This window comes from SAR202 cluster bacterium, assembly GCA_016872355.1.
Classification (GTDB): domain Bacteria; phylum Chloroflexota; class Dehalococcoidia; order Lucifugimonadales; family VGZY01; genus VGZY01.
Map to the genome: position 1 here is coordinate 1 of VGZY01000081.1, position 13373 is coordinate 13373.

The following is a 13373-nucleotide window of genomic DNA, read 5'->3' on the forward strand; positions in this document are numbered from 1 at the left end:
CTTGTGCCGAGAGCCGGCATAATGCCACGAGAATGAACGCCTACACGCTGGGCAGAACCAGCGCTGTCGGCCGTTGGCATAGTGCCCGTTCTTCGAGAGCATGTGTGAACATTGCGGACACCGTTTTGGGGGGCCATGGGCACTCCTCAAAAACTTGATGATTTTTCAAAACCATGGTAGCCGCCTTACAAAGCCGTTGCCAGTCCATAGGATCACACATTTTCTGCAAATATGCCCGCATCGACCGGCTCTCATAGGCGTCGTCGACGTCGTGGACGTGGTACACGAGGCCGCCCGGCCGGGCGTACTTCTCGGTCGCCAGGAGCGCGGCCTCCTCCATCGTCCTCATCAAGTGCCGCTGCATCACTGCCCACGCCGGCGGCGCGGACACATCCGTTGCGGTGATGGTGGTGATGTTGGCCGTAAGGCCCGCATCAGCTGTGGTGGTCAACGCACCCTCCCTAATCCTTCTGTCTTAACCGACTGCCGACTGCCAACTTCCAACTGCTAACTTCCAACTACCTGCCCCCCGGCACCCAGCTTGCGCAGTACGCCTGCGCCCACTTCTGCGTGATGTGGACCGTCCTGATCGTGTAGCCGTTGTGGTGCGGCTGGGCCTCCGCGTCAGCCCAGGCCATCGCGCCCTCGATGGTGGGGAGCTCGGCGATCCAGACCCTGCGCCAGTCCTCCTGGACGTCGATAAGCTGAAAGACCTCCAGCCGCGTCAGGCCGTGGTCCTTCGCCACTTTCCTCAACGCCGCCTCGCGGGACGCGTCGCCGCGCTGCTGCGGGGACGTGAGGTCGTACTCATGTATGTTGCGCTCGAAGACGACGGTCACGAAGCTGTCCGTGTCCGCCTTGAGTGGCGGGATGTTGCGCGGGTCAGGCGGAGGAAGCTTGGCGACGGGCTTTGCGGGGTTGGTGACCCAGGAGGCGTAGTAGTCGATACCGAGCCGTCGGGCGAGCTGGTACTCGTAGAAGCCGTACCGGCCGTACGGCGGCGCGATCTCCGCCGCGATCCACTCTTCGGCGCCGTCGAGGGCGGGGAACTCGATCTGCCAGAAGCGCTGCCACGACTTCTGCGGCGACATGAGCTTAAACCCCTCCAGCCGCATCATACCGTGCTTATGGGCGACGGAGAGCATCAGCTCAACGTGCTCCTCGGACGCGGCGCGCTGCTCCTCCTTCGTAAGGCGCTCCCACGATGGCAGCCTGCCGCCTTTGTAGAGGACGACAATGGAGTCCTTGGAGATGGACGGTCCCATAACGTTACCTCGCAGTCCCGCCGGTCGCGGACCCTAGTTGTTCGCCGGCCAGAGGCGCTCCAGTGGGTGGCCAGTGCCGGCTGTCGCTGCGCTGCCCCTATCCACCTTCCGACCCGCCTGGAACACGTCCACGACGTTCTTCAGATCTGCCACGTCCCTTGAAGGGTCGCCGTTCACGACGAGGATATCGACCTCTTTGCCGGGCTCCAGGCTGCCTACCTTGTCGTCTATCCAGCAGGACTTTGCGGCGTTCAGCGTCGCGGCGGTGAGCGCCTGCATCGCCGTCATGCCGCCCTTGACGTGGTAGACCACCTCGTTGTGGAACTGTCCGAGGGTGTGTTTGCCCCAGGCGGCGTCCGACCCGGCGGCCATCTTCACCCCGGCCTTGTGCATGCGGAAGAAGGACTCCAGAATGAAGTCGCGCATCTTCATCCGGTGGTCCTGCACGGCTTGCTCCTCGGGTGTAAGGCCGAACTTGGCCTTCTTCTCCTCGGTCGCGTTGATGATAATGGAGGTGCCGTAGATGGTCATATTGACCATCGCGCCCTGCTTGAGGATGCGCTCGGTCACGTCCGGGCGGTAGACGTTGTTGCCGTTCTCATCGTGGTGCCGGGCGTGGATGATCGTATCGACGCCGGCGTCCAGGCAGTTGAGCATCCCCTGCGCGGTCATGCAGTGCGCGCCGGTGTGCTTGCCAAACTTGTGAGCCTCCTCGACAATCGCCTTCAGCTAGTCCACGTTGAACGATGGCTTGTATATCTTCGAGGTGGCCGTGCTGCCGCCGGTGGCCGTGATCTTGATAAAGTCTGCGCCCTCCTTGATCAGCTGGCGTACGGCAGACCGGCACCCGTCCGGGCCGGTCGCTTCGATCCCGAAGTAGTGCAGGTGGCCCCCGACGATGGACATCGGCCTGCCGGTCAACGCCAGGCGCGGAGCGGGCGTCACGCCCATCTCCACCGCCTTGCGGAGCATGAACGTCGTCTGGTCCTTCGCGCCGCAGTCGCGCACGGTGGTCACCCCCGTGTACAGGTGCGCCCGCGCGTTCCGGGCCGACTGCAACGTCAGCACCCCGTCCGGCAGCGTGGCGAGGTCGTCTCCGCTGCGCCCGTCGCCGAATCCGTTCAGGTGAACATGAGCATCGATGAGGCCGGGCAGCAACGTGCGGTCGCCGTAGTCGATTGTCGCAACTGAGGCGCCTTCCGGTGCGCGGACGCTGGCCGCCGGCCCGGCCCCGCGGATCTTTGCGCCTTCAACCAGCAACGCGCCGTTTGCGACCACATCGCCGCCGCGCCCGTCAATAAGGCGGGCAGCTTTGATAAGCGTGAAATTGGGTTGGGCAGGGGACATGTGGACTCCGGAATTGTTGTTCACGCCTACACGTAATTCTTCCTGTCTACCTTCGCGCCCTTCAGGAACACGTCCACGACCTTGTGGAGGTCACTGATGTTCTTGGATGGGTCGCCGTCCACGACCAGCACGTCGGCCTCTTTGCCGGCCTCAAGGCTACCGACGGATTTGTCTGTCCAGCACGACTTTGCGGAGTCCAGTGTCCCGGCGACTATCGCCTCCATGGGTTTCATGCCCGCCATGACATGGGCCTCAAGCTCACCCTGGAAGTTGCCCATCGGGTTGACGCTCCAGGAGGAGTCGGAGCCGGCGACGAGCTTCGCGCCGTCCCGGTAAATGCGCCCTGCGTGGTCCATCAGGTCGTCCCACTTGGCCTTGCAGCCCTCCAGGAGCTTTTCTTCCCACGCCGTCAGTGTGATCCCTGCGGCGATCTTCTTCTCCAGGTTCTGGACGATAGCCCGCGACTCATTGAGCGTCAGGTTAACGTAAACGCCCTGCTTGACCATACGCTCGGTGACCTCAGGGCGGTACTCCCACGTGCCGTCCGGCTGGATGTGGCGGGCGTGGATTATTGTGTCGATGCCGGCGTCCAGGCAGTTGTGCATCGACTGGATGTTCACGCAGTGGGCGGCGGTGTGCTTTCCGAACTTGTGCGCTTCTTCAGCGATGGCCTTGAGCTCGTCCACGTTGAAGGATGGCCGAAGCGGGAACGACGTTTTCGTGCTGCCGCCGCTCGCGGTAATCTTGATGAAGTCCGCGCCTTCCTTGATTAGCTGCCTCACGGCGGCGCGGCATTCCGTGACGCCGGTCGCCTGTATTCCGAAGTAGCTCAGGTGGCCGCCGACGATCGCCATAGGACGGCCAGTAATAACCATACTCGGCCCCGGCGTGATTCCCATCTCAATTGCCTTGCGGAGCATGAAGATTGTCTTGTTCTTTCCTCCGCAATCCCGTACCGTCGTTACCCCGGAGTAGAGGTGGGTGCGCGCATTCTTCGCGGACTGGAGGGAAAGCACCTCGTCAGGCAGAGTGGCGAGCTCATCGCCGCTGCGGCCGTCGCCGAAGCCGTTGAGATGGACATGGCAGTCGACGAGGCCCGGCAGCACTGTCTTGCCGGTGTAGTCCAGCACCTCCACCTTTGCCCCCCCCGGCGCGGCGACGGTTTTCCCCGGCCCGGCGGCCCTTATCTTGTCGCCCTCCAGCAGCACCGCTCCGTTCGACACGACGGGGCCTCCCTTGCCGTCGATTAAACGGGAAGCCTTGATCAGCTTGAATACGGTCTCAGCCATGTTCGCACCTCGGTTGGTAACTTGATTGGACATTGTGAGCCAATGCACTGCCAAAGGCAACAACGCGCCAGGGCTGACAGAGGGTGGTATCTTTCGTTTCTAAGAGTGCCGGCTGGCCCGCACAGGTCCGCCCAACGTGCTTTTTCAGGGGGTAGTGGCGCTCGGGGGTGGGTCTGGATCGCGCTCGAGGGCCGGCCGGCAAGTTGCCTCAAACGCGCGCGCTTGGTATAACCGAGTTATTGGATGTTCCGTCGGGGCTACCTCACCGGTGTCCACTGGTGAGGTGTTGGACGATGTGAAGGGAGGGGACCCTATGACTCTGAAACGCGATCACAAGGCAGCCTGGTATCCCAGGGACCATGTAATGGCAGTGATCGACGACCGGGAAGATGCCGCCGAGGCCATTCAGGCGCTAAGGGACGAGGGCTTCCATACAGCAGATATCAAGCGCTTCACCGGCGACCAGGTGGAGAAGCAGTTGAAATCGGAATGCGACCACTGTGGCTTTATGGAGCGCTTTGCCCGTACCCTGTGGAAGTACTTCGCCCTGGAAGGCGCTATTTTCGACGACTATAAGACCGAGGGCAGAGCAGGGCACATTGTCCTCGCCGTTCACGCAGAGACCCAGTAGGATGTCGACAAGGCCACGGACATCCTGAAGGGCTACGGCGCCCACAATATCGAGCACTTCGCGAGCAACTACACGATCACGGAAATGTCCCGGTGAAAGCCGCTCAGTGCGGGGGCTGAATAAGGCTCCGCTTCTCGAACTGCTCGAGGAGGTTAACCAGCTTGTCGCTCCGCTCTTTCATATCGCCGCCCTTGCCGCGGCCGGATGCGATCTCGGACATAATGACGGGAGCGTTCGGCCGCACGTTGCGTGCCTTTTCCTGCACCGCCGAGAGCTGTGTCGACGTCGCGGTGCCGACTTTGGGCACTATGAACGCGTCCGCCATGCGGAAGTTCACCTCGCCCGGATGGAAGGTGCTCTCCTCGCCGGCGTGGTGCGGGTCTACCACCACCAGGCGCAGGTCGGACTGGGTGAACGGGAAGTCGTTCTCACCGCCGTCCCAGACGATCACGTCACTGTCTTTCTCCGCCACTCTGAGAACGATGCCGTAGTCCACGCCCACGCAAACCGGAACGCCCATGGCGATGTACGGCTCGTACTCATCGCGCTCCTCCGGAGACACCGCCGCAGAGGCCATATCTTGAGTGCCCGAAATCACCTGAGCTGCCTGTTTCTCCAGGTCTAAATACCTCTTTGGCAGCGTTACCACAGCTACGCGGTGACCGCGATCTTTCATCCAGGCGGCAACCCTACTGGACACAGGGCCCTTGCCGGCGCCTGCGCGAACAGCGGTAACAGAGACCACGGGAACGCGCGCCGCAAGCATGGTCTGCCTTGGTCCGAGCAGCGAGAAATTTGCCCCCGCAGCGAGTACCCTCGAGGCCTGGTGCATAACTTCCAAATGAGGCACATCGCTGTAGGAAAAGAAAACAAACTCGACGTTATGCTGGGAGATGATGTCTTCTAGCTCGACCTCCGGGTAGACCGGTATTCCGCCGGAGTAGAGGGCCCCTGCCAGTGACGGCGGATACTGGTCGATGCCGTTGGCGTGCCCCGCCGAGGAGATAAACGCCATCACACGGTAGTCAGGATTGTCCCGAAAGACCATGTTGAAGTTATGGAAGTCCCTGCCGGCCGATCCCATTATCAGGACCGGCGTCACCTTTTCGCGCCCTTTGGGACGTCGCATCATAGCATTGACTCCTCTCGTTCCAAATGGTCCTCGCCGCCTGCTGGTAGACGCGTAATCAGTTGACTGTGACGTGCACCACAAAAGTCTTGACCGGCGCCACACCTGTCTCCCAGGGGCGGTGGTACTTGAGCTTCAAATCACCCTCGCCACCGTACATAGCCTCGAACCTTATTACCTGGACGTTCGGCGCGCCCGGCATATCCGAAACGGGCCGCGACTCAATAGGTCCAACCTGGGCGACACGTCCACCAACGTTGCTATCGATCTCCCATGTATAGCCTGTGGACGGGTTGCCCTCCAGGGTGATGAAGAAGCGGTCCCCGGGGTTCAGCTCTATGGCCCCGCCGTTGTTTACCTCCGACAGGCGCTGCCCCGTGCCAGGCGGCCTGGTCGGGGTGGCCGTCGCGGCCACGCGGGGTGTCGGGGTCGGCACGGCGTCGTCTCCCGAGCGCAACAGCAGTGCGCCGGCGATCGCCGCCGCCACAACTATCGCCCCCACGACGACTGCTGTAATACCCTGGGTGCTCATGCGGTATCTCCCGCGGATTCTTTGAGTCCATATGATATCGCGTTAATACTGCGATGCGAATATCGGGCTATCACCATAGGACCGGCGGCGAAAGTGAAGCGCCCCGGGTTTCAGTCCCGGGGCGCCGTCAAGAAACTCCTGTGATTTTCCGGGCCTCAGGCCACGAAATCGCGTAGCCGGTCGGCGCGCGTCGGGTGTCTCATGCTTTTCAGGGCTTTCTTCTCGATCTGCCGGATGCGCTCCCTGGTGACGCCGAACTCCTGGCCGATCTGCTCCAGGGTTCTGGCGCGGCCGTCATGGAACCCGAAACGCATCCTGATCACTGACTCCTCGCGCTCGGAAAGGGACCGGAGCACGTCCTCCACATTGTCCTTGAGGAACTGCGAAGAAGCTGCCTCGAGAGGCGCCATCGTGTCCCGGTCTTCTATAAAGTCCGAAAGCGGGCTCTCCTCATCCTCGCCTAAAGGCGTCTCCAGCGACACCGGTTGCTGGTCCAGCTTCTGTATCTCCAGCACCTTGTGCGGGTGCATTCCTATCGCCCGGCCAATCTCGTCGCTGGTCGGGTCCCTGCCGTACTCCTGAGTGAGACTGCGAGTGGCCTGTGTGACCTTGTTGATCGTCTCAATCATGTGCACAGGAATGCGGATGGTCCGCGCCTGGTCGGCGATCGCGCGGGCGATGGCCTGCCTGATCCACCACGTGGCGTATGTGCTCAGCTTGAAGCCCCGACGATAGTCGAACTTGTCGATGGCCCGCATGAGCCCGATTTTGCCCTCCTGTACCAGGTCCAGGAGCGACATCCCCCTGCCGTTGAAGCGCTTGGCGACGCTTACGACGAGCCTCAGGTTCGCCTCCGCGAGTCGCTTCTGTGCTTCCACGCCGCTGGTCCGCACCCGCATAAGGTGGCGCCTCACCTGCAGCTCGCACCTGCCCAGCGCAGCGCGGAAGTCGGGGTCATCGCACAGGCTTTCCAGGTCGCATATCCTCGTCTCTGGACCGATGGCCTCAATCACGTCCGGTATCAGCAGACCGGAGTCCAGTGCCAGCGCCCGGACCGCCTCTTTCGCCTCGTCCGGGGGCGCCCCGAGGCTACCGGCGACGTGTTGGACAAGGTCCTCGTTGAATTCGTTGTCGATGATCTGGCGGAGGGCCGAGTCGCCGACCACCTGGCCGATAGTGCCGTCACAGGCCGCGTTCATATGGCCGTAGACGCTGACAACTGTTGTGTCGGTCGCGCTCAGCCTGGCGAGAAGGTATCTAACACACTCGGCGCCTGATGGAGTGGAGCCGTTGGGAGAAATACCGGACTCAATACGCTTCAGATGCATCAGGGCCTCAAGCCGACGGGCTAGAAGCCGCTCTTCCTCGGCTGTCAGCAGCGCGACCCTGCCAATCTCCTTCAGGTACATTCTCACAGGGTCTTCCAGGCTGCCTTTTGAGCCTATGTCCTCGTCCCAGTCCTCGTCGCTCTCCTCCTCGGCGAGCGCCTCCGGGGCGGAAACGTGCCCGTCAGCCGCCACGGGCGTCTCGTCCATATCCGTCTCGGCAATACTCGCTTCCGAGTCCTCTAGGACCGGCTCGTCGGCTATGTCTACGGAGGACTCTATCTCAAGCTCTGAATCCTTGAGCTCGTTTGCGTCGAGTGCGCGTATTCTTGTTGGCATTTTCTGTTGGCCTCTCATTTCCGGCGCCGGAGCGCCATAGTCGACTGTTGCGATTAGAGGTTGCGCCGGTCAAGCGGCCCGGTGCAGCGTGAGCTCCCTCCCATGGCCATTCCAGACAACATCCAGGGCTATCCCGGAGAACTTCTCGCTGATAGGGGGCTCAACTACCATCACATGCTCGCCGTGATGCGGTATCACCTGGTCACCTTGCCTCACCACATCGAGCACCAGGTTAACGTTCCCATAGGCGTCCACAGCCAGCCTGATTACCTGGCCTTCAGCGCGCCTGGCGCGCTTCAACATCAACGTGAGGTGTTCCGTAGCCGGTTCTGTAACAATCAACATCCCCCTGCCTCCTCCACCCAGGACTGTGGGACCCGCCGCCACAACGCCATTTTTTCGAGCCGGAATTCGCCCTGGGGGGCCGCTTTCCGTGCCTCGTGAGAGAAGGATATCGCAGTACCGGCTATTTGGTGTATAGCGCCCCAGCATAAATAATCGTCAACAAATGGATTATTCCAGTCATAATCCTTAGTGCCTTACCACCGTTTATTCCTTCGACTCAGGCGGTCCCAGGTACGGAAACGCCTGGATTAGTCTATTGCTGCTAAACCAAAGAATCAGGAGTAGTCGAACTGTTGCGCCGCAGTGTCAGAACAGGCTAGGCGAGCAACGCACATAGGAAGGCACGCCCGGACGAGCATTGATGGTAAGGAAAGATATGCGCTTGTAAGCAATCTAGTGGTAACGTTCTTTCAACAAACATTGGATGCATGAGCGTTCGGAATGCCGGACGGAATTTGGGGGGGAGATGAGCAGGCTTTTTGAGCTCCAGCGAATGGGACAATCGGTGTGGCTTTCGTTCGCCGCGAGGGGCCTGATCATGAGGGGCGGGCTTGCGCAGATGGCGGCATCCGGCGTTCGCAACGTCGGATGCGATCCGGTAGCCCTGGCAAGGTCAATCAAAGCGTCCTTTACATACGATGGCGAGATACAGGCAGTCCTGTACTCGAAACCCAGGGCGGGCGCACGCCAGATATTCAATGCGCTCGTCATCGACGACGTCCGCGCGGCGGCCGACATCCTCGAGGAGACCTTCGAGACCTCGCGGGGGCTGGACGGGTACGTTTGCCTTGATATCTCTCCGCACCGTGCCAACGACCCGGCGGGGGCGGTTGCCCAGGCGCGCTATTTCTGGCACGAGGCGGTGCGGGCGAACCTCATGGTCAAGCTGCCGGCGACCGCCGAGGCGTGGCCCGTCGTGGAAGAGCTGGTCGCAGCCGGCCTGAACGTGAATATCTCCAGTGTGACGACCGTGAGAACGTACGAAGAGGCTGCCCGCGCCTTCTCCCGGGGGCTCGCGAAAAACCCCCGCATGCGGGACGTGTGCGCGGTGGCGTCCGTGCCGGTTGGAATGATCTGCGAGCGCGTGGATGAGGCGCTTGTCAGGGATGGTTCCGCGCAGGCGAGGGAGATGCTCGGCAAGGGCGCCGTGGCGAACGCCAGGGCCATCTATTGCCGGTACCGCGATCTCTTCTGCGGCGAGGAGTACTCGTTTCTGCGAAACAAGGGCGCCCACGCGCTGTTGCCCGTCTGGGAGTGCGCCGCTCCCGACGGCTCGCCACAGAAGTCGATTGCGAACGCCGAGGCGCTTATCGGTCCCAACACGGCCGTATCACTGACGGCTGAGGCCATTGCGGCGTTCCAGGGGGCAGGCAAGGTGGCGGCCACGCTCGCTGCGGGCCTGGAGGAGTCAGCGCGCACGCTGTCCTTCCTGGCGGAGCGCCGCATTCACCTGGGCGCAATCGGCGAGCGCTTCCGTGAGGACGTCATCGTCTCCCACGCCAAAGCCTACGAAGAGATCATCACCTCCATCAACAGCAAGCGAATGGACACGCCAGCGTTCAAGGCCGCAGCTTAAGAGCGGGTGATCACCGCCTCTTTGTTTCTCCCCCCCAGGGGGAGATGTCCCGATGCTTCATCGGGACAGAGAGGGTGTGGCTGTCCTGCCTGAGAGGGGCGGGGCCGTCGGGCCCTAATTCCCCGTTTCGCCGGGAGTTACCGCCGTCGAAGTAGCCTTGGGGGCAAGGACGATGTAGACGGTGGAGTAGGCGCTATCGAGCGTGGCCCTGAATGGCTCAAAGTCCGGATGCTTGACCTCAATGCCAAGGCGCTCCTGGCCGGTCGCCCCTGCGACTTCGAAAACGTGGAACGTCCCGTTGGTGTTGGTTATCGTGAACGCCGTGGGGCGCTCCCAATCGGGGCTGTCGTCAGCGAGCAGTTCCATAAACATCGTGACCTCCGCGCTTTGCACGCGGGTACCGCCCTCGGGGTACATGATGTCGTCCCGAGCCCCGTTCGGGTCCATGGTCTGGACACGGCCGGCGTGGGTGCCTTCGACCGTGACCACCTTGCCGGAGGCGCCGTAGACGCTGTCGCACGCCGCCAGCGCCAGCGCGCACACCGCAAGCGTGGCTATGATTGTGAGGCGCGTGAGGCTTGCTGACATGAGGCGCCTCCGTGCGGTGACTTTAAAGATATCTACGGCGGCGAGCGCTGGACGGATTGGGGCGCAGCCAGCACAATGGCCTCAGACCCCCCAGTATCTGCCACCGCCCCGGTCACCCTCTCTGTCGCCCATAGCGGCGACATCTCCCCCATCAAGGGGGAGAAAGCAAGCCACCCAATTCCCCGGCCCCGGCTGTCCATTTCACTAATGACTATTCCAATTTCACTATTCGCTACGCCGCTCCTCGCACGTGCTTCACCCAGTCCTTCAGCAGCTTCGTCGCCTTCAACTCCAGGTCCTCGCCGGGGTAGCTCGGGTTGCCGAGGTGCTCTGGATGGAGGAAGCCGGTGTAGCCTGCGTCCTTCAGAGCGGTCAATATCGCCTTGAAGTTGAGCACGCCGGTGCCCGGGAACATCTCGCGGGAGTGCGGCCAGTGGGCGTTGAGGTCGCGGATCTGGCAGAAGAAGATCTTGCCCTTCCACTTCGGCATCTCAGCCAGCGGGTCTCCCCCGTGGATGTACATGCCGGTGCACATGGTGATGCCGTGGTACGGGCTGGGGACGGCCTCCGCGAGGCGGCGGCAGTGCTCGACGGTGCGCACCAGGTACGGCCCGTTGAACTTCGGCTCGATGTAGTGGCGGTAGCCGTCCGCGGTGAGGCCGTTCTTGATCGCCTCCTCGCGGATTCCGTCCGGGATGCAGCGCCAGATGCCGTGGTTGCCGATGCCCACCTTCGCGCGCTCCGCCTCGGCGATGAGCTCCTTGAAGATGGAGATCATGCCTGCCCAGTAGGCCTCGTCCATCGCGGGGTCCTGCGGCTCCGGGAAGTTAATGTACTGGAGCTGGGAGCGGATGCCGAGGTCGCCCTGCGCGCGGATGACCTGCAGGGCGGCGTCGATCTCCTTGCGGTGCTTCGAGGGGTTCAGCAGGATATCGGGCTCACTCGCCGGCGGGAACGACTTCAAGTGGCCCTTCTGGGACATCGCCAGCACCTCGATCCCGGCGTCGTTGAGCTTCCCGATGAGCTCGCGCATCGCCGGCACGTTGAGGGTGCGACCCTCCTTGTAGCCCGGCATTCCGCCGACGCCGAGGTTGACGTACCGAACGCCGAGCTCGTTGCACCGGGCGATGACTTTCGCGGGGTCAGCGCTGTTGTTGAAGTAGCCGACCTTGAGCTGCGGCATGGGGACCTCCGGGACCAAGGATTAAGCGCAGAGTGCGCAAAGGGCGCAAAGGTAAGACAGAGGCAATTATGATGGATGCAAGATCAGTTATGAAGAGGGGGATGTGGTTTTCCCCAACCCTCATCTTTCGCTCTTTGCCTCATCTTTGCGTTCTTAGCGTACTTTGCGCTTAATCTCTTCACTTATTGCCTTCTGCGCCGCAGACACGTACTCGTCCGTCGTGAAGCCCTCCACACGTGTTTCAAATCCGTGCGGGCCGAAGCCATAGACGATCTTTTCCTTAACGCGGTATTCGGGGTCGTTGAAGTAGTAGGGGTGGGTGTCATGCAAGTCCTGGGGGAGCTTTTCATTCTCGTAGACGGCGGGGTTCGCAAGCACTGCCAGGGGGACGCGCCTGCTCGGGTCTACCGGGCGCGCCGGCACGACGATGTCTCCCAGGATAACCTCCGGCTTGAGGTCGGGGGCCCAGTGCACGACGGCGTACGTCTCGCCGGGCTCTACCCAGTCTGCCATCTTGCGGCGCGTTAGCTCGAACTCGTACCACTTGCGCAGCTCGACCAGCAGCTCCTCCGGCATTGAGCTGTCGGCGGCGTACCTCGAAAGGTCGCCCTGAGCGCGGAGGTCGTTGAAGACCATAAACCAGTTGAGGATGTCGCGCACCCCGCGGGCGTACTTGCTGTACCGCTCGGTGCGGCGCGGGCTGCACTCGTCGACGGATACGACGTGCGGCATCTCGCGACTCAGCTGCCGGACGAACTCCGGCGGGAAGCCGGAGCGGTTCCAGCGCTCAAGGTAGTGCGGGACGGTCAGGCGCATCGAGGAGTGCGACTGCACCCGGTCGTATCGCACATGGAAGCCCTCTGCCATGAGGATATTCTCGATTGGCTCGACGACCCAGTGGCGGCCGTAGCGATCGTTGGCGGCGACGACGATGGGCCTGTCCGTGTTGGCCTTGAACCAGCGAAGGAATGTGAGGAGGGCGACCGCCTCGTAGGCGGCGCGCCTGGCCTCAAGCGCGTCCTGTTCAGACAGCGGGTACCCGCTCGACGGCGCCGGCGGCGGCTGGTCGGGCAGGCCGTCGTACATCTCGCGCTGCTTGTCGATCGTCTTGGGAAGGTCCTTCTGCCTGGCGCACTCGGAAACGAAGCGCTTCAGCTCCAGCTCCCGCTGCAGAACATTGCTCCGGTCAAACCGACCGCATCGCGGCTCTTCCCGCAATCGCTGAAGCTCGGCGATGAGCGGCTCTATGTCGCGCTTCCCGGCGAGAAAGTCCGTAATCGCAGGGGTCAGGAGCACCCCGTCAAAGTTCTGGGAGTTAACCTCCGCCAGCCATGCACCGATGCGTTCAAGCCGCGACACGGCGCCGTCCACGCCGTGGTTGGCGATGAACGCCTCCACCTGCGCCGGCGTAATGCCTAGCTTGAGGCGGTCGGCAGCGAGATGAGCGTCTGTCACCGTGTCCTCCCGGAAGGAAATGTAGTTTGCAAAACGGGCTAAATTGTGAGTGCGGGGGCCCTCAGAATCTCCCCCTCAGGGGGACCCCGATGCATCGGGGTGGCTTTGCGGGACAGAGAGGGTGTTGCCTTCGGATCGACGGCTGTTCCTCCTCTCCCTGAGGAGACCTTTGCATAACCCGAGGTAGAGGCGATAATCATACCTGTGCGAGGAAGATATAGCAAAATGGAGTGAGCCATGCACCGCAATATGGGAAACCCGTCCATGATCGAAGCGTTCCTTCCCGAGCAGGTTGGGCGTAACGAGCGATTGGAGAGGATAGCCCAAGTTGTGGACTGGGAAAAGATGGGAAAGCTGGTGTCAGATATC

The 13373-nt window shown here is 62.1% G+C and carries 15 protein-coding genes and 1 pseudogene; 3 read left to right on the top strand and 13 right to left on the bottom strand.

Translation table 11 applies throughout. From position 1 onward, the window contains the following. Nucleotides 1-40 precede the first annotated feature (40 nt). The 5 genes from FJ319_12880 to FJ319_12900 all read right to left on the bottom strand — a co-directional run bounded on the left by FJ319_12880 (nucleotide 41) and on the right by FJ319_12900 (nucleotide 3934). Nucleotides 41-451 (bottom strand): hypothetical protein, encoded by a 411-nt coding sequence (locus FJ319_12880; GenBank protein MBM3935170.1) that lies wholly within the window; start codon nucleotides 449-451, stop codon nucleotides 41-43. Nucleotides 452-518: 67 nt separating this feature from the next. Further along, on the bottom strand, nucleotides 519-1265 hold the full coding sequence (locus FJ319_12885; protein ID MBM3935171.1) for a hypothetical protein: 747 nt from the start codon (nucleotides 1263-1265) through the stop codon (nucleotides 519-521). 33 nt (nucleotides 1266-1298) lie between these two features. Then, nucleotides 1299-1994 (bottom strand): amidohydrolase family protein, encoded by a 696-nt coding sequence (locus FJ319_12890; GenBank protein MBM3935172.1) that lies wholly within the window; start codon nucleotides 1992-1994, stop codon nucleotides 1299-1301. Continuing rightward, nucleotides 1995-2612 carry an amidohydrolase family protein gene (locus FJ319_12895; GenBank protein ID MBM3935173.1) on the bottom strand — a complete coding sequence of 206 codons (618 nt, stop codon included), beginning with the start codon at nucleotides 2610-2612 and terminating at the stop codon, nucleotides 1995-1997. Nucleotides 2613-2638: 26 nt separating this feature from the next. Beyond that, nucleotides 2639-3934 carry an amidohydrolase family protein gene (locus FJ319_12900; protein ID MBM3935174.1) on the bottom strand — a complete coding sequence of 432 codons (1296 nt, stop codon included), beginning with the start codon at nucleotides 3932-3934 and terminating at the stop codon, nucleotides 2639-2641. Between the two features lie 280 nt (nucleotides 3935-4214). Here FJ319_12900 and FJ319_12905 point away from each other — a divergent pair, with 280 nt between their 5' ends. Further along, the gene (locus FJ319_12905; GenBank protein ID MBM3935175.1) at nucleotides 4215-4532 is read left to right on the top strand and encodes a hypothetical protein; all 318 of its coding nucleotides are present in this window, start codon (nucleotides 4215-4217) and stop codon (nucleotides 4530-4532) included. A gap of 103 nt (nucleotides 4533-4635) precedes the next feature. Here FJ319_12905 and FJ319_12910 read toward each other — a convergent pair whose 3' ends face one another. The 5 genes and pseudogenes from FJ319_12910 to FJ319_12930 all read right to left on the bottom strand — a co-directional run bounded on the left by FJ319_12910 (nucleotide 4636) and on the right by FJ319_12930 (nucleotide 8202). Further along, nucleotides 4636-5664 (bottom strand): hypothetical protein, encoded by a 1029-nt coding sequence (locus FJ319_12910; GenBank protein MBM3935176.1) that lies wholly within the window; start codon nucleotides 5662-5664, stop codon nucleotides 4636-4638. 55 nt (nucleotides 5665-5719) lie between these two features. After that, entirely contained in the window at nucleotides 5720-6193 is a 474-nt protein-coding gene (locus FJ319_12915; GenBank protein ID MBM3935177.1) for a protease inhibitor I42 family protein, read from the bottom strand. Nucleotides 6194-6348: 155 nt separating this feature from the next. Next, complete coding sequence (rpoD, locus tag FJ319_12920; protein MBM3935178.1) at nucleotides 6349-7392, bottom strand: RNA polymerase sigma factor RpoD; 1044 nt, start codon at nucleotides 7390-7392, stop codon at nucleotides 6349-6351. 132 nt (nucleotides 7393-7524) lie between these two features. Next, a pseudogene (locus FJ319_12925) lies at nucleotides 7525-7623 on the bottom strand (hypothetical protein). A gap of 303 nt (nucleotides 7624-7926) precedes the next feature. Continuing rightward, nucleotides 7927-8202, bottom strand: a complete 276-nt coding sequence (locus FJ319_12930) for a hypothetical protein (protein MBM3935179.1) — start codon at nucleotides 8200-8202, stop codon at nucleotides 7927-7929. 424 nt (nucleotides 8203-8626) lie between these two features. On the opposite strand from FJ319_12930, the gene FJ319_12935 reads away from it, so the two are divergent. Beyond that, the gene (locus FJ319_12935; GenBank protein MBM3935180.1) at nucleotides 8627-9778 is read left to right on the top strand and encodes a hypothetical protein; all 1152 of its coding nucleotides are present in this window, start codon (nucleotides 8627-8629) and stop codon (nucleotides 9776-9778) included. Nucleotides 9779-9892: 114 nt separating this feature from the next. Here FJ319_12935 and FJ319_12940 read toward each other — a convergent pair whose 3' ends face one another. The 3 genes from FJ319_12940 to FJ319_12950 all read right to left on the bottom strand — a co-directional run bounded on the left by FJ319_12940 (nucleotide 9893) and on the right by FJ319_12950 (nucleotide 13004). Further along, nucleotides 9893-10366: a hypothetical protein gene (locus tag FJ319_12940; protein ID MBM3935181.1), complete on the bottom strand. Its 474-nt coding sequence runs from the start codon at nucleotides 10364-10366 to the stop codon at nucleotides 9893-9895. A 232-nt stretch (nucleotides 10367-10598) separates the two neighbouring features. Beyond that, a complete protein-coding gene (locus FJ319_12945) occupies nucleotides 10599-11549 on the bottom strand; it encodes a sugar phosphate isomerase/epimerase (GenBank protein MBM3935182.1) in 951 nt (316 codons plus the stop codon). A 153-nt stretch (nucleotides 11550-11702) separates the two neighbouring features. Further along, the gene (locus tag FJ319_12950) at nucleotides 11703-13004 is read right to left on the bottom strand and encodes a hypothetical protein (protein ID MBM3935183.1); all 1302 of its coding nucleotides are present in this window, start codon (nucleotides 13002-13004) and stop codon (nucleotides 11703-11705) included. 237 nt (nucleotides 13005-13241) lie between these two features. Here FJ319_12950 and FJ319_12955 point away from each other — a divergent pair. After that, on the top strand, nucleotides 13242-13373 hold a 132-nt coding region (locus FJ319_12955), incomplete at its 3' end, for an IS5/IS1182 family transposase (GenBank protein MBM3935184.1).